Genomic DNA, 16,599 nt, shown 5'->3' with positions numbered 1-16,599 from the left:
AGGAACCTTCTTCAGTAAATGGGTTTAAAAGAATGTTAAATATAAAAAAAGGATATTATTTAGTGAAGTTAAGATTTTGACTGTGAAAACAGAATCATTAGTTATATCCGCTAGTTAAAATTGAACACTTTTTCATTTTTTCTAAATGAGTGAATTTCACAAAGACTAGAGGTGTACTTCTTATAACCATTATACGACAATCAAGTCTATTTGGCATTCAAGAATTACATGATATGAAACCTACCCAAAAGTATGAAGCGATTATTTCATCGATTGATCTGGATTTTATTTATCATGCGATTAATTAGAAATCTCGGCTAGGAGCGCCTGGTGAGCTAAATTATGCGGGATTATTTCTTTTTTTATTTGCTATATCGAGCGTATCCCAACGATTAAAGACCTAATCAAGTGTCTAAACTATGACTTTATCTTTAAAGTGAACTGCGAATTTCTTGTTTCTGATTCTACGCCGTCAGAAGCTGCGTATTCTCGTTGATGAAGTCATCGTCATCGATGTCACCCATTTTGAAGCACGAGACAAGGGCCTGTTCACAAAGAAGAAAAGTTGGAAGACGCACGAAAAAGCGCGGTTTTAAATCTAAGGAAGAGCGTGACCGGTAGCTTTAAGAACATGCAGAAAAGGAAGTGAGCCTGCCATTGTATGAAAAGAAAATTGTAACACAGTTAGAGGGTCCGTTAGACGTATTACGTATTGCATGCAGAGGTACCAATGAACCCAAAATGAGGTGTGAAAAAGAATGCAGGTAAAACGAATTCTGGTATGGCTCCAAAAGCTACTTTGCAGTTGGTACATCTAGCCAATATATTCTGCAGACTTTGTTTTCTTCTGGCAACCTGAATGATGGGAAAGGCACCATTGCCTTATTAAAGGGAATGGATCAACGTCCCCCTTTTACCATCGTTCATTATGAAACGCTAGATCCATGTTTATTTTTACTTCTCCCTTACAAATATTTGATATTTTGATAAAATAGAATTGCATATTGTTTTAAGAAAAATTTTAATTAATAGATTGAGGGATCTCTATGTTAGTATACGAAGCCACAAAATCCGAATTTTTAGAGGATGTTTTTAACGATGAGTTAACTACTAATATTATTAACAACTTCCAAGAAAAAATAGGATCTGTAAATAAAAGTGAAGTTCGGTCATGGGATAATTCAATGCAATATATGTATAGAGTGTTAGGAGACAGTGAGATACCTAAAAATGCTGGTGTTGCAATTGAGTATAGAATCCCGTATTCATCAAAAAGAGTTGATTTTTTAATAACTGGAAAGAGAGATAATAAAGAGTCTGTAGTCATAGTTGAATTGAAACAATGGGATAAGGTTGAAAAAGTTGAAGGTAAAGAAGCAATTGTTAAGACTAATTTTAGCAATGGTCTTGTGGAGACTACGCATCCTTCCTATCAAGCTTGGTCCTACGCATCATTAATTAAAGATTATAATGCAACTGTACAGCAAGACGCCATAGATATGTATCCTTGTGCATACTTGCATAATTATATAGTAAACAAAGATTCTGATCCTTTAACAGATAACGTATATTAATACTATTTAGATCAGGCACCTGTTTATGCAAAGGGAGATGCGAAAAGACTAAGAGAGTTTATAAAGAAATACATAAAGTACGGAGATAATAAAGAGACCTTATATAAGATAGAAAAAGGAAGGATACGGCCATCCAAATCATTACAAGACGCATTAAATTCAATGCTGCAGGGAAATGAAGAATTTATTATGATTGATGAACAGAAGGTTGTATTTGAAGAAGCTTTAAGACTTGCTAGTGAAGCGAAACGAACAAATACTAAACAAGTACTTATTGTAGAAGGTGGACCGGGAACTGGAAAATCAGTTTTAGCAGTTAATCTATTAGTTGAATTAACTAAAAAGAGTCTGGTAGCACAATATGTAACAAAAAACTCAGCCCCTAGAAATATCTATGCTACAAAGCTTAAACAAGATTTTAAAAAGACGCAAATCGATAATTTATTTAAAGGATCTGGTAGTTACGTTGATACACCCAATAATGAATTTGATGTCTTGATAGTAGACGAGGCACACCGCCTAAATGAAAAATCAGGAATGTTTCAGAACTTGGGTGAAAATCAAGTAAAAGAATTAATTCATGCTAGTAATATGACAATATTTTTTATAGATGAACATCAAAGAGTAACTTTAAAAGATATAGGCAGTATGGATCTAATCAAGAAATATACAAACGAGCACAATGGAGTAATTCATAAATTAAAGCTGGAGTCCCAATTCAGGTGTAATGGATCTGACGGTTATTTAGCATGGATTGATAATGTGCTACAAATTAGAGAAACAGCTAATTCGAATTTTATAGGTAAGGACTATGATTTTCGTGTATTTGATGATCCTAACAAATTAGTAGAGAGTATTAGAAATTTAAATAAGGATAATAATAAAGCGCGAATGCTGGCTGGTTACTGTTGGGAATGGCCCAAGGAATCAAGAACTAAGTCGGATATTCCAGATATAGTCATTCCAGAAAAAAACTTTGGTATTAGCTGGAACTTAGATAATACATTAACATGGGCTATTGATGATAGTTCTGTAAATGAAGCTGGCTGCATCCACACTTCACAGGGATTAGAATTTGATTATGTAGCTGTAATTATTGGGGACGATCTCTTATTTAGAGATGGAAAAGTCTGTACGGATTATACCAAGCGTGCTAAATCAGATCGTTCTCTATTTGGTATTAAAAAAATGATAAAAGAAAAACCTAAAGAAGCAGAAAAACTAGCTGACACGATTATAAGAAATACGTACAGGACATTGTTGACTCGAGGTCAAAAAGGTTGTTTTGTTTACTGTACGGATACTGCATTGGCAAACTACTTAAAGGGTAGTATTGAAAAGGTTATTGATTATGACTCTGAAGGATTTTTTAATTCAAATTCGTTTGTAGCTGAAGATAAAGGAACTTATAAATGATAGCAGTACGGGGATTACAGACATAACAATCTAACTATACCAGCTTTGAGTTACTGACCTAATCTAAAAAAGTGATAAAAAGGATTTCCGTATCAATCTTGGTCATTCGCACCATACGGAAATCCTTTTTATAGATTTAAGCTACCAATCACTTATCTTTCTAACCAAATAATCCTTTCACTCATCCCCCGAAGTAATATACCGATACAAATCATAATCCACAGGTTCATTCAAAATCATATTCATATGAACAACAGGAATTTCTTTATTATTTTTATCTAGCATATTATCCTGCTCTACAGTTTGTTGATTAGGCAGTGCCTGTCCAAGGTAATAGAAGTCGCTTCCTTCATCATCATCCTTCTTGATAAAGAGATGAATATCTATCCCTTTCGTTTCAGCATGAATGATTTTTTGAACCTCTTCTGATTTCAAAGTTCGATTACTTCGAGTATACCATTTGAAAACATTTGGACTGATTAATTCATCTCCGTAATCTACACTGGATTCTACTTCATTGTCTTTATGGTAAGTAACAAAAATCGGGCAAGTTTGATGCTTTGGTTTGTACCCATACATGGTAGAGCTTTCATCTTTATTCCAATTTAAAAGCTTACATGCGTCTTTTCTCGTGTATTTTTCTTTTAAAGTAAATAAGCTGTTTGATTTATATTTTTTACTTCGTTCCATTCCAGTTATGACCATATCGTATACTAGTTTTTTATAGTATTCATTTGACTCTAAATTTTGATGTACTTCTTTATTAAAAGTATACTCGTTATCTACTGAAAGAGTGATGATTGGTTTTTCTCCATACTTTTTAAGGTCTGCTTGTGTAAAGAAGGATAGATTCATTACTTTTTCTACAGATGCAAGGATGCTTTCATTGACCAGGCAATTGTTATCCTCTAATATGCTTATATATTCTTGCTTATTCACTTTTCCTTGCTGTAAAAGTAGCTGTAATAATAAAAGTTCATGTTGTCTCTTACCATCTAACAGCTCTTTAGAAAGCATGGTTAATACACGTTGATCATAATCACTAAGAGTAGGAACTTTTTCTTTCATTTTTACAAGAAAAGCATAATAAGTATTATATTTTCCAATAATAACTGTTGGATCGATGGAATGATTATGAATAAAATCTTCTAGGTAAGGGATACGCCCTAATCGATTTTTTAGTTCAATATAAGCATCTCTTAATACTTTTTGAGTAGTTAAGTTACTGGAACTAATGGATTTGAAGATTTGTTTTCTCGCAATTTCTTCAAAATTAATACTGGATACACCTTTGATATAGTTTGTTTCCGCAGTGCGACGACGAATATTATCCTTATTTTGTGATTTGTCACCAGATAGGGCAACTGGGATAAGATAATTATTTTTATAATTTCCTATAAAATCAATAATTGTCACAAATTCTTTAGATGGATGTTTACGTAGTCCTCTGCCTAGTTGTTGTATGAAAATAATACTTGATTGTGTTTGTCTTAGCATTACAACCTGATTGATGCTAGGTATATCAATACCCTCGTTAAAAATATCAACTGTAATTATGTAATCAAGGGCCCCATTTTCTAAACGCTCTACTTGATGTAGCCGGAAATCTTGAGAATCTGCCCCTGTTAAAGGCACTGTACGAAATCCTCTGTTATTCAGAACCTCAGATAGCTCCTTTGCTTCCTCTTTTCTACTACAAAATATTAAACCCTTTACGCAATCACCGGAATAGCTATAGTAATCGATTTTTTCAAGAATATGATTAACACGCTCTTCTGTAATTAAATTAGATACAATGGTCGTATCGTCTACTAATTTTCCATCATATTCTATGTCTGTTACGCCAAAATAATGAAAGGGACAAAGCATATCTTCTTCTAAGGCTTCTTGAAGACGGATCTCATAAGCGATATTGTAGTTGAACAGCTCATAGATATTGAAGTCATCGGTTCTTTCGGGAGTTGCTGTCATACCTAAAAGAAACTTTGGTTTAAAATAATCAATCACACGCTGATAAGAGCTAGCACCAGCTTTATGTACTTCATCGATAAGAATATAATCAAATAATTCCGAATCAAATGTATTTAATGTCTCTTGTTTCGATATAGTTTGGATTGTCGTAAAGAGATACTTTGCATCTGTTTCTTTACTTGATCCAGATAATATCCCAAAATCATTATCTAACCCTCCTAAGACACGTTGAAAGTCAGATTTAGCCTTACGCAGGATTTGTTCGCGATGAACAATAAATAACATCCGCTTTGGAGCAACGTTACGGACATTAAATGCGGAAAGATATGTTTTACCTGTTCCTGTTGCCGAAATTACTAAACCTTTATCATGTCCCTCTTGTCTTAGTGCTTCTATTTGTTCTAGAGCATTCTGCTGCATTTTATTGGGCGTAATTGTTAAAGCTTCTTCTAAGGGGTTTGTTTCATAAATTTCCGGTAGTTCGATGACCTTGGTTGCAGCTTGTAAATCAACTGGTTGATAGCTTTGTTCATAGGCCATAATCCATTCTTCAGTCAATATAACAGCATCCGCCCAGACATCTTCAAATTGTTCTTTAAAATGTCGAATGACCGATCCGTTTTCATGAGAAGTTAAGTGCACATTCCACTCATAATTTTCTTTTAAAGCTTGTGCAGTTAAATTAGAGCTTCCTACTATTAATGAATAGTAGCTATTATGATCAAATATATATCCTTTTGAATGAAAACCCTTTAAAGTTGTTAATCTAACCTCTACATTTGTAATTTTTAATAACTCTTTAAAGGCGTTGGGATGATTAAACTGTAAAAAGGTTGATGTTAATATTCGGCCTTTTATCCCTTTTCTTTTTAAGTCGTATAAGTGGGATTTAAGAGTAGCTAACCCACTTTCAGTAATAAAAGCTACAGAAAATATAAACGACTCACATTTATCTAATTCTTCAAGTAGTGGAGATAAGACAGTTTCATTACGCTGTAGGTTATTTACTAATAATCTTGGTTTATAGCTATCTCTTTTTTCGCTATTTTGATTAATAAAACCTTTATATAAAGAATCCTTTAAGTCTTGGAGAAAATGATCCATATTTTCCTTCCTTCCCTTGAAATTTGCTTTACATGTTTTCTAGCTTTTCAATAGTTGGAATATCTGCTGGAGCCCAATCTAATGATGAAAGTTCATACTTAAAAAGCCATTTAATACTATGATGTTCTGTTAAAATGGGGCTTCCCTTTTGTAAGGTACAATAAAAAGTTGTTAAATGAACGATTCCAAAGTCATACTCATATACGGTATGATCGATTTTTTCTCCAACTGCAATATCACATTCCATTTCCTCCTGAATTTCACGCTTTAGCGCTTGCTGAGGTGTTTCGCCAGATTCTATTTTCCCACCTGGAAACTCCCATTTATAGGACAGATTTTTTGATTCGCCACGTTGCGCACATAAAATTTTATCGTCTTTTATAATTACTGCGCCAACAACATGTATATTTTTTTTATTCACTTTATTCACTCCTAGTTGTCGTCTATTATGTATTATTATACCAGATTGGTTATTATGGGTGAAACAAGCATTATTAAGACTAGAATGGTGACGATTGATAGCAATTCCTTTAGAATTCGTCTGTTTATCCGTATTCAGAATCTCTATGGATAAGATAGCCAGTAGAAAAAAATGATCTATCGATTCAATTCGTAAAAGGGCACTATATATTAAATAAAAAACATTACATATCACCCACAACCCACCTTTTACATGAATCATTCATGTAAAAGAAAGGGTTTTCACAAATTGGCTTTACTAATAGGATATAAGTATAGAGGGAGCGAATCACAATGGATTTGAGTATAAGGGAGCAAGAAATAATAAAATATTTGCTTGTAGAAGAAAAAACGACAGTGACTCAAATTGCAAGGTATATGGGATTATCTAATAAAACCATTACCCAATCTTTAAATAACATTGAATCTTTATTCAAAGGAAGTGACGTTGAACTTATTCGTAAGGCGAATGTTGGTGTGTTTTTAAGAGGGGATAGAGAGAAAATTTATTCAATGATTAATCAGAAAGCTAACGTAAATAGGCTTCAAACGCGTGAGGAGAGAATTCAATTTCTTTGTTTCAACATTTTACAAAAAACGGATTACTTTACACTTCAAGACTTAATGGATATTACATTCGTTAGTAAATCGACCATGGAAAAAGATTTACAAGAAGTAACGAACGTATTCCAGTTGTTTAATGTCACTATTGACCGTATCCCAGGCAGGGGTTCTTTTCTAAATTTAATGGAGCAGGAAAGAAGAAAGCTGGCCTTGGATTTAATTCTTTATTTTTGGGGTCAGAACTGGCATATCGTAAAGCGTGAGGAATATTTAATTCATTTGTTAGAGAGCATCCCTGATTTTGTAAGCGATTTTTTTAATAAAGATAGTTTGATTCAGTTAAATAAGGTTTTACAAGAATTTGTAGAGAGTACCAATTTTGTATTTAGCGATTTTGGATATCAATCGTTATTATTGCATTTACTCATTGCAATTGAGCGGATAAAAGAAGGTAAGAATCTCAAAGAGCCTGTACAAGAAGAATTATCAGAGGAATTTCAGGAAGAAGCCAGACTATTAATTCAGCTGATAGAAGCTAGCTTTCAAGTTACTTTATCACAGAATGAACTGTATTATATCCGAATGCACTTGGAGTCCAATAATAACCGATTAAAGAAGAAAGATGCTGTGTTCTATCAGCCGGAAACAAGAATAGAGGATACGGTGCTGACTGTTATTCGTGATTTCCTTCCATCCTATGATCAAAAGCTTCTGGATGGAATAGTAAGTCATCTGAAAATGGCTGTTAATCGATTATTGTTTCATTTGCCAATCAAACATCCGTTTTTAGATGATGTGAAGAAGTATTTTCCTATTTCCTTTGAAGAAGCAATTTATATTAAAGACAGACTCGAAAAAGCCTTTCAGATTTCAGTTCCTGACGATGAAGTTGCTTTTTTAGCGGTGCATATTCAGGCATATAAAGAACGGATAGAAGAGTTATCTGAAGACAAGTTAAAGGTGTTGATTGTGTGTAACAGTGGAAAAGGAACGTCACAGCTATTGGCGGCAAGAATGAGGAAAAATTTCTCTCAATTAGAGGTTTTCAGGATTTTATCTGTACAACAGCTATTTCACACGGAAGTAATAGAAGACTTGATTTTAAGTACGGTGAACCTAGAAATTGAAAATAGAAAGGTATTAGTAATTTCACCATTGCTAGACATTCATGATCAAGCAAGGATCCAAGAGGAAATTCATGAAAAACAGAAATCAAATGATAAGCAAGAGGAAGCATTCGCAAAGTTAATATCGTCAAATACACTGTTTTTAGATAAGGATTTAAGCTCGGTGGATGATGTTCTCACCTATCTCGTTGATGAATTAGCTCAAAGGGATATCGTACAACCAGAGATAATAGAATCAGTGAAAAACAGAGAAAATTTATCTTTCACATCGTTTGGAAGGTTTGCAACACCTCATGGGGACCCTAAATATGTGAACCAATCGAAAATAGCCTTTTTACGTTTAGCTAATCCAATCAATTGGGGCACAACACAAGTGAAATTTGTATTTTTTATTTGTATCAAGGATGAATCACCTCAGCAGCTGGAGCAAATATATGATGCTTTATTAGAAATTATTGATCATCCCGTTCAACAGAAATTGACTAAGGGCGATTATCAACAAGTATGGACATATTTGAAAGGAAGAAAATGATGGATGTAGCGACAATTTTAAATGTACAGCAAGTAGAAATAGATATGGAAGCTCAAACACAGGAGGAAGTAATTAGAAAGTTAAGTGAGAAAATTAATGAAAAACAAGTTTTAACAAATAAAGATGCATACATCGGTTCCGTTTTAGAAAGAGAATCACAATCAACTACAGGGGTCGGAGGGGGCATTGCTATTCCTCACGGTAAATCAAAGGGAGTGTTGGAAGCAGCTATTGCTGTGGGAAAATTAAAAACTCCGGTAGAATGGAAATCTTTAGATGATCAACCTGTTTCTGTTGTTATTATGTTCGCTATTCCGGAGAAAGACAAGAAGGATACACATTTAAAATTACTATCGCAGATCTCAATGAAATTAATGGACGATGATGTGGTAGAGAAATTAAAAAAGGAAACGGATAAACAAAAAATCGTAAATATATTAAGTTAATTGGAGGAATTGATTATGAAGAGAAAAATTATTGCAGTAACAGCGTGCGCTACAGGTGTTGCACATACATATATGGCAGCAAAAGCGTTAAAAAAAGCAGCAAAATCTATGGGGCATTTACTAAAAGTAGAAACCCAAGGAGCAACAGGGATTGAAAATGAACTGACCGAAAAGGATGTCAATATTGGTGAAGTAGTCATTTTTGCAGTAGATACAAAAGTAAGAGATAAAGAACGTTTTGATCACCAGAGAATTTTACATGTACCTGTGGCAGCACCAATCAAAGATGCTGAGAAAGTCATTAGTGATGCTCTTGCACTAGTGGACAATCAGTAAAGAAAGAGGGGATAGAGATGAGAAATGTTGCAAGAGACATAAAAAATCATGTATTGACCGGGATATCATATATGATACCTTTAGTTATTGCAGGAGCAGTTATTATGGCTATTTCACGTGTTGGAGGTTCTATGTTTGGAATCCAAGACATCTGGGATGAATCTTATGCTGAAAGCGGAAATGTTATCATCCGCCTTTTACATGATATTGATGGGTTTGGTGGTATTGCATTAGATTTAATGTTTCCAGTTATCGCTGCTTTTATAGCATATTCTATATCCGATAAATTAGGTATTGCAGCAGGGTTAGTTGGTGGGATGCTGGTAAAGGATATTGAGGCAGGTTTTCTGGGAGCTTTAGCAGCTGGTTTGATCGCTGGATATGTATGTTTATGGATTAAAAATAATGTGCGGCTACCGAAATCTATGTCTTCGATTGTTCCTGTCTTTTTAGTTCCGGTTTTCGGCACCTTGATAACATTATTAGCTATTCAATATATTATCGGTGTTCCTTTTGCCTCCTTAAATACGGGGTTAGAGAACTGGCTAAATGGTTTGAGCGGCGGGAATCAAATTATTATGGCGGCAATTGTTGGAGCAATGGTAGGTTTTGACCTTGGCGGGCCGGTAAATAAAGCAGCTGTTACGACGGCAATGGCATTATTAACAAGTGGTATTTATGGTCCGAATACGGCTGCACAGGTTGCCATTATTATTCCGCCAATTGGATTGGGTCTGGCAACCTTTATAGCAAAGCGAAAATATAATAGAGAGTTAAGAGAAGCCGGTAAATCTTCTGTTGTCATGGGGCTTGTCGGTGTGAGTGAAGGAGCTATTCCCTTTGCAGTGGAGAGCCCTATAAAGGTCATATCGTGCACGGTAATTGGCTCTGCTATTGGCTCATCCATGGCTATTGGTCTGGGAGCAGTTAACCAAGCTCCAATTAGCGGGTTCTATGGTTGGTTTACGGTAGATAAATGGCCAGTCTATATTTTATCAATTGCTGTAGGTTCTCTGTTTGTAGCGATTGCTACGGTACTATTGCGTAAAGAACCGGAATTAGCTGAAGCAAATCAATTAGAGGATGAGGATGATTTTGATGAAGAAGAATGGGAAAAAGAGTGGGAAAGCTAATGACAAATGTACACATTGTTAATCATACACATTGGGATAGAGAATGGTATTTTACGTCGATGGATGCTTTAGTTTTGAGCGATCAATTATTTTCAGATGCTATTGATGAATTATTAAGTAATCCGCAGGCCAGCTTTGTTTTGGATGGTCAGCTTTCTATACTTGATGAATACGTTGAATTATATCCAGAAAGATTAACAGATATTAAACGATTGATTGCGCAAAAACAATTATTCATTGGTCCATGGTATACACAGACAGATGCTTTTTTTACTTCTGGTGAATCAATATTACGCAATGCAATGATTGGTGTTTTTGAAAGTAAGAAGTATGGAGACTATATGCCAATTGGCTATTTACCGGATACTTTTGGGTTTAATGCACAAATTCCGGTCATCTTGAAGGAAGCTGGTTTAGATAATGTGGTTTTATGGAGAGGTGTTCATTTAGGTAAGCACGTTCAATCACCTTATTTTAAATGGCGTGGATTAGGTGATCATCAAGAAATTTATGCTTTGAATCTGCCTCAGGGTTATGGAACAGGAATGCTTCTTGAACCCACCACTGAGTACGTAGCCGGACGTTTAGATCCTGCAGTTGATTTTATCAAAAAGTTTACTGACACAGAAGATATACTAATTCCCTCAGGTAATGACCAGCTTGCGATTATTACAAATTTTAATGGGAAGGTGAAAAGCATCAACCAATTAGGAAGGTATCATTATCAAGTCAGCAGTTATCAGGATTTTTTGGAAAAGATAAAACAAAAAGACTTAGAAACGTATGTTGGAGAATTCCGTTCTCCTGTGCTGGCACGAGTTCATAAAACAATTGGCAGTGTTCGAATGGATATCAAGCAATCAATCTATCAATTAGAACAGAAGCTAATAAAAAGAATAGAGCCAATATTGGTAATTGCCAATCAATTAGGTATTCGTTTCAGTAATCGCTTATTATTAAAAGCATGGAAAAAGCTGCTCGAATCACAAGCGCATGATAGCTTGGCCGGCTGTGTTTCTGATTCTGTTGCTGAAGATATTCGGCACCGATTAAAGGAAGCCAATGAAATTAGCGATAGTATGGAAAACACAATTATGAAACAAATGGCAGAAGCTTTAAAACTAAAAAATGAAGACATTCTTCTATTGAATACGGAGCCTCATAAGTTCCGGGGTTATAAAACCATTCAAGTACTAACAAAAAGGAAAGATATTCATTTTTATGATAGAGATTTTACTATTGAGAAAGTAGATTATGTAGACAGCAGAGAGAATATACTTGAAGAGACACCAGCGGGTAATCGATATATTACTGAACCTGGATATTATATTCTGACTATACGCTTAGCGTGTGAACTACCAGGTTTAGGATACCGTGTGTTATCTTTTGGTTATTCTGAGTATTCGGCACAAGAATTGGTAAGAACAGAAATAAAAGAAATAGCTAATTCACATATGACGCTCTCCTTTGAAGAAAATGAGTTGGTGTTGGAGAGGAATGAAGCTATAATCACGGATTTTATCTCTATTTATGATGAGGGCAATGCCGGCGATACGTATGATTATTCTCCAATTTATGGAGACGAGTCTATTAGACTTGATTACAAAAATGCAGAGGTACACAAAGCAGATGGTATGCAGCAAATGAAGGTCTTTGGAGAAATACAGCTGCCTCATAATATGGAGGATAGATTAGCTGGAGCAAAAACCGTCAAATTCTCGTTTCTTATCACTTTCACACTTGCTGAAGATGATTGTATCCGAGGAAACTTGAATTTTATAAATACGGTATTGAATCATAGAATGAGATTAAAGATAAATGCAGGTAGCCGGATTCGTAAAGCAACTGCTGCGTTACCATTTGGCTATATACGTAGAACAAATCAAAGCCAAAAAGGTTGGGAAAATACCTATTCTGAAAAACCTGTAAATGTAGAGCCATTTGATGGCATCGTTTCCGTTGAAACCGTAAATAATACCATTACGTTTCATACAAAGGATACAAAAGAATATGAATACAGAGAAAATGATTTATATATTACTTTATTTGCAACCACAGATAGCTTAGGTAAGCCAGATTTAGCTTATCGACCTGGCAGAGCTTCAGGGGATACTACAAAAAGAGGGCATATAATGATGGAAACCCCATCAGCCCAACTATTAAATAAGAATATGCAATATAATTTTGCAATTAATATAGGGAATGAAGCCTTCTCGGAAGAGGCTGTTACTGAATGGAGGCGTTATGAAGAATCTCCGTCGGTTTATTATCAATTACAGGACTTTAATTACTTTATTAATCGAATTGATAATAAAATTCAACCAAAGAGGCAGGAGCTTACATTGACGGAGACTAGATTTAGTCTGCTGGAAATAGATAATCAGTATTTTGTAAGCAGCTGTTATAATTCTTACTATTACCCTGAGAAGTTTATAATCCGATTGGAAAATCCGACTTATCAATCTGTGGCAATAAACGAATTGATGGATAAATTTAAAGATAGCAATATATCGAACGTAACGCCAATAAATGCAATGGAAGAGACTGTCGATGCTTCTGAGGAAATAAAACCGTATTCAGTCGTTTCATTTTTAGTAGAATTAAAAGAAAAGAAAAAACGATAATTAGTGAACACTCATGTTTCCAGCTCAGGCAGATTAGCTTGTTCTCCCTGTCTGGGCTGGAGATTTTTATATGAATATTATGCGATGAGTAATGCTTATCCTGAAAATAGCGTTTAGGTTCCATATTTTAACTATCCTTACCGCGCCATATAGCAAACTGTGCTTTACAATCATCGTTTTGTTTACTTGATAGTTTTCGCCAAAGATCAAATTCAAAAATATGATGCATATAGATGCTGTGAACTCCTCCACTTGAAAGCAACGCGTCCATCATCCTTTTTTTAATATCTAATTAAGTTAAATAACAAAAAAACGCTAAGCAGTAACCAGCTTCCTCTAAATTGCGGATATTACAACGTCCTTTTGTATGTGGATCGAATAGTTTACTTTCCTTCGTGGCCCGACTGATGGCTTCGTGATTAATTTCGTTTTCTTTTCCGTTGTATTCTATTGAGTAATAGTCAATTCGTTGATAACCTTCTAAATCCCCTCTATATACTAAAAGATTGTCATAATCCGTTCCTAATATTTTTGAAAGTATTATTAAATCAACTTTGTCAGGCAGAGACTTTCCACAATAATAATTAGAAATTGTTTTTTCATCTCTTTTTAATAATTTTGCTAATTCTGATTGTGATAAGCCTGCTTTCCGAGCTAAGAATTTTATTCTGTGTCCAGTTGCATTTGCCTCAATTTCATCTAAATATGTCGAGTCTTCGATTTCATAACTAGTCAAATTAATTTGTCTCCTTAAAAATAGTTATCAATAGTATAGCTATTTTTAATTAGTTTAGGAAGTGGAAAAATTCTTTCGGGTGCTCGTATTAACTTTATTTCATAAGTGTGGCATCATCCTTTTACAATGCTAAGGTAAGCTATTGTATGTTATTTCATAGAAAATAGGGAATAGGAAAAGAAGTATTATCATTTATTTTAGATGCTATAATGGAGATGGTATATAGGGATAATGAATTTGTATTCTATCAATTATACGAAATTAGAACCTATATATATTCTTAACTTAGGAAAGTACCTAAGTTTCATGCCAGAACTATCTGGGACGAGATGAATAACAGACGCATTTAACTCCACGAATTTTATAGATTAAAATAATGGTTTTTATTATAAGAATTTTGCTTTAAACCAAATTATTGTGAGCATCATGAGAAAACGGTTTAGTATTTATATCTGTATATTTATTCCAAAATTTATCAACTTCTCCCTTTAAAAATCTCCTGAAAAGCCGATATAAAAAAAGGCACTATGACCTCTCTCGGTTAACGTACAACCATAGCCTCCACGCTATAAACGTATACAAACCACACATCTTCGCACGAGACAAATCATTAAGTTCGGACTCAGCAATTTTAAAAATAAAATTGCCCTTACCCAATCAGAAAATAGATAGAATCTCCAGTGTACAGCTTGAAGATAATCGCGTAGTGTTCCATTTTTTATATAAAGAAGGAGAGAACAATGGAAAAGATATTTAATTTCAAAAGCATCAAAAGCAAAGTAATAGCTGCATTTTCGGTGGTTATTTTATTAGTGATTATATTAGGTATATATAATTACACAGCTATTAAACAGGTCAATCAGGATACAACCAATATAATTGAAAACGATCTTCAGCAATTAATTGCAAACAAGGGCATGGAAACAACGATGGCTAACCGGATATCAACAGCCCGTGGTTACATATTAAGCGGAGACAGTACGATGAAGGACCGCTTTGAAGAATATACGGAACAAGGAACCGAATTTGAAGAATTAGCAAGAAGTGTCGGTGTTACGGCAGAATTTGATGATTTGATTAACGAAACCGTCGAGTGGCGAACAGCAATTGCTGAAGATGTGTTTGCGGTATATGAAAGCGGCGATCAAGATACAGCCATAGAGAATCTTAATGAATTAACCCCAATCGTCCGTGAAATCATGATTGGATATGAGGAACTGGCAGCGAATTCGGAAGAAGAGATAAATCAGCACGGGGAAGGGATTATTGATAATGGAGAGCAAACATTAACCATTGTTATTATTGCTTCGATTTTGATTGTTATTCTCAGCATTGCATCAGCAATTATTACGGCAGGAGTCATTACAAAGCCGATTAAAACCGTAATGGAGCGAATGAAGCTTATTGCAGGTGGAGATTTAAGTCAGGAAGACCTACAAACCGATTCCAGAGATGAAGTTGGACAGCTGGTTAACGCCGCCAACGAAATGGCAACCAACACACGTGACTTACTCACACAAATAAATGCTGTGTCCGAAACAGTTACCAATCAAAGTGAGGAATTAACGCAGGCGGCAAATGAAGTGAAATCTGGTTCGGATCAGGTGGCCATCACGATGCAGGAATTGGCATCAGGTTCCGAAACACAGGCGAATAGTGCTAGTGACTTAGCGTCAATCATGGGTACCTTTTCTGCTAAAGTACAAGAAGTCAATGTTAATGGCGAACGCGTTCAAGAGTATTCAAATGAAGTGCTGGGAATGACAAATAAAGGCAGCGAGGCAATGGCAGCTACCACAGATCAAATGTCTAAAATTGACCGGATTGTTCAAGGAACTGTTGCAAAGGTAGAAGGGCTGGATGAACAGTCCCAACAAATATCAAATCTTGTTTCCATGATCAAAGATATTGCAGATCAGACGAATCTCCTTGCATTAAATGCAGCGATTGAAGCAGCAAGAGCAGGTGAGCATGGAAAAGGCTTTGCTGTTGTGGCTGATGAGGTTAAGAAGCTAGCGGAACAAGTGGCTGTTTCAGTTACAGATATTACAAATATCGTAATGAATATTCAGAGTGAAACAAGTGCTGTCGTCGAATCCTTAAAAGGTGGTTATACAGAAGTAGAGATGGGAACCAACCAAATCACGACGACTGGAAAAACCTTTAATGAAATCAACGAATCCATATCAAAAATGGCAGAAAATATTAATCTGGTATCTGGTAATTTAGCTGATATTGCTGCGAATACCCAGGAAATGAATGGCTCAATTGGAGAAATAGCGTCTATTTCCGAAGAAGCAGCTGCAGGTGTTGAGCAGACCTCTGCTTCTACGCAACAAACAAGCGGTGCAATGGATGAGGTAGCGGGAAGTTCCGAGCAATTATCCCAGCTTGCTGAGGAATTAAATGGATTGGTAAGGCGATTTAAGCTTTAAGTGATTGATTTGTAAGTATATCATTCACCTGAATGAGAAAATAAAATTTGTAGAGAAGCTGCTTATAAAGCTGATAAGCAGCTTCTCATTAAAGGAATTACGGGGGAGTTAAGAGAGGCTTCCCGTGATTCCTTTTTATATT

General features: G+C 35.1%; 9 protein-coding genes and 2 pseudogenes. 8 read left to right on the top strand and 3 right to left on the bottom strand.

Going from position 1 to position 16,599, the window contains the following annotated elements; translation table 11 throughout:
• Positions 1–182 precede the first annotated feature (182 nt).
• Both ACW0TQ_RS13075 and ACW0TQ_RS13070 read left to right on the top strand, forming a co-directional pair.
• Positions 183–942: pseudogene (locus ACW0TQ_RS13075) on the top strand (IS5/IS1182 family transposase); the annotation flags it as partial.
• A gap of 104 nt (positions 943–1,046) precedes the next feature.
• A pseudogene (locus ACW0TQ_RS13070) lies at positions 1,047–2,990 on the top strand (DNA/RNA helicase domain-containing protein).
• A gap of 177 nt (positions 2,991–3,167) precedes the next feature.
• Here ACW0TQ_RS13070 and ACW0TQ_RS13065 read toward each other — a convergent pair.
• Entirely contained in the window at positions 3,168–6,065 is a 2,898-nt protein-coding gene (locus ACW0TQ_RS13065; RefSeq protein ID WP_455725754.1) for a DEAD/DEAH box helicase, read from the bottom strand.
• A gap of 28 nt (positions 6,066–6,093) precedes the next feature.
• Positions 6,094–6,486 carry a (deoxy)nucleoside triphosphate pyrophosphohydrolase gene (locus ACW0TQ_RS13060; RefSeq protein ID WP_455725753.1) on the bottom strand — a complete coding sequence of 131 codons (393 nt, stop codon included), beginning with the start codon at positions 6,484–6,486 and terminating at the stop codon, positions 6,094–6,096.
• A gap of 332 nt (positions 6,487–6,818) precedes the next feature.
• Here ACW0TQ_RS13060 and ACW0TQ_RS13055 point away from each other — a divergent pair, with 332 nt between their 5' ends.
• Genes ACW0TQ_RS13055 through ACW0TQ_RS13035 form a run of 5 tightly spaced genes read left to right on the top strand, consistent with a single transcriptional unit; the run spans position 6,819 to position 13,286 of the window.
• On the top strand, positions 6,819–8,747 hold the full coding sequence (locus ACW0TQ_RS13055; RefSeq protein WP_289584541.1) for a BglG family transcription antiterminator: 1,929 nt from the start codon (positions 6,819–6,821) through the stop codon (positions 8,745–8,747).
• A complete protein-coding gene (locus ACW0TQ_RS13050; protein WP_289584539.1) occupies positions 8,747–9,193 on the top strand; it encodes a PTS sugar transporter subunit IIA in 447 nt (148 codons plus the stop codon). The genes ACW0TQ_RS13055 and ACW0TQ_RS13050 overlap by 1 nt, the downstream gene beginning before the upstream one ends.
• Before the next feature lie 15 nt (positions 9,194–9,208).
• On the top strand, positions 9,209–9,529 hold the full coding sequence (locus ACW0TQ_RS13045; RefSeq protein WP_212929519.1) for a PTS fructose transporter subunit IIB: 321 nt from the start codon (positions 9,209–9,211) through the stop codon (positions 9,527–9,529).
• Between the two features lie 17 nt (positions 9,530–9,546).
• Positions 9,547–10,662, top strand: coding sequence for a PTS fructose transporter subunit IIC (locus ACW0TQ_RS13040; protein WP_042528815.1), 1,116 nt, complete (start codon positions 9,547–9,549; stop codon positions 10,660–10,662).
• Positions 10,662–13,286 carry a glycoside hydrolase family 38 N-terminal domain-containing protein gene (locus ACW0TQ_RS13035; protein ID WP_455725752.1) on the top strand — a complete coding sequence of 875 codons (2,625 nt, stop codon included), beginning with the start codon at positions 10,662–10,664 and terminating at the stop codon, positions 13,284–13,286. Before ACW0TQ_RS13040 ends, ACW0TQ_RS13035 begins: the two co-directional genes overlap by 1 nt.
• 292 nt (positions 13,287–13,578) lie before the next feature.
• Here ACW0TQ_RS13035 and ACW0TQ_RS13030 read toward each other — a convergent pair whose 3' ends face one another.
• Positions 13,579–14,022 carry a helix-turn-helix domain-containing protein gene (locus tag ACW0TQ_RS13030; protein ID WP_368901804.1) on the bottom strand — a complete coding sequence of 148 codons (444 nt, stop codon included), beginning with the start codon at positions 14,020–14,022 and terminating at the stop codon, positions 13,579–13,581.
• A 740-nt stretch (positions 14,023–14,762) separates the two neighbouring features.
• On the opposite strand from ACW0TQ_RS13030, the gene ACW0TQ_RS13025 reads away from it, so the two are divergent.
• Positions 14,763–16,457 (top strand): methyl-accepting chemotaxis protein, encoded by a 1,695-nt coding sequence (locus tag ACW0TQ_RS13025; RefSeq protein WP_455725751.1) that lies wholly within the window; start codon positions 14,763–14,765, stop codon positions 16,455–16,457.
• Positions 16,458–16,599: the final 142 nt, after the last annotated feature.

This window comes from Oceanobacillus sp. M60 (assembly GCF_053839645.1).
The sequence above is the reverse complement of the archived record's forward strand: the minus strand, read 5'-3'. Positions and strand labels throughout refer to the sequence as shown.

What these genes read in the sequence shown, in the direction of transcription:
- ACW0TQ_RS13055 (WP_289584541.1), top strand. Translation starts at nt 6,819, where the DNA reads ATGGATTTGAGTATAAGGGAGCAAGAAATAATAAAATATTTGCTTGTA.
- ACW0TQ_RS13065 (WP_455725754.1), bottom strand. Translation starts at nt 6,065, where the DNA reads ATGGATCATTTTCTCCAAGACTTAAAGGATTCTTTATATAAAGGTTTT.
- ACW0TQ_RS13050 (WP_289584539.1), top strand. Translation starts at nt 8,747, where the DNA reads ATGGATGTAGCGACAATTTTAAATGTACAGCAAGTAGAAATAGATATG.
- ACW0TQ_RS13035 (WP_455725752.1), top strand. Translation starts at nt 10,662, where the DNA reads ATGACAAATGTACACATTGTTAATCATACACATTGGGATAGAGAATGG.
- ACW0TQ_RS13040 (WP_042528815.1), top strand. Translation starts at nt 9,547, where the DNA reads ATGAGAAATGTTGCAAGAGACATAAAAAATCATGTATTGACCGGGATA.
- ACW0TQ_RS13045 (WP_212929519.1), top strand. Translation starts at nt 9,209, where the DNA reads ATGAAGAGAAAAATTATTGCAGTAACAGCGTGCGCTACAGGTGTTGCA.
- ACW0TQ_RS13025 (WP_455725751.1), top strand. Translation starts at nt 14,763, where the DNA reads ATGGAAAAGATATTTAATTTCAAAAGCATCAAAAGCAAAGTAATAGCT.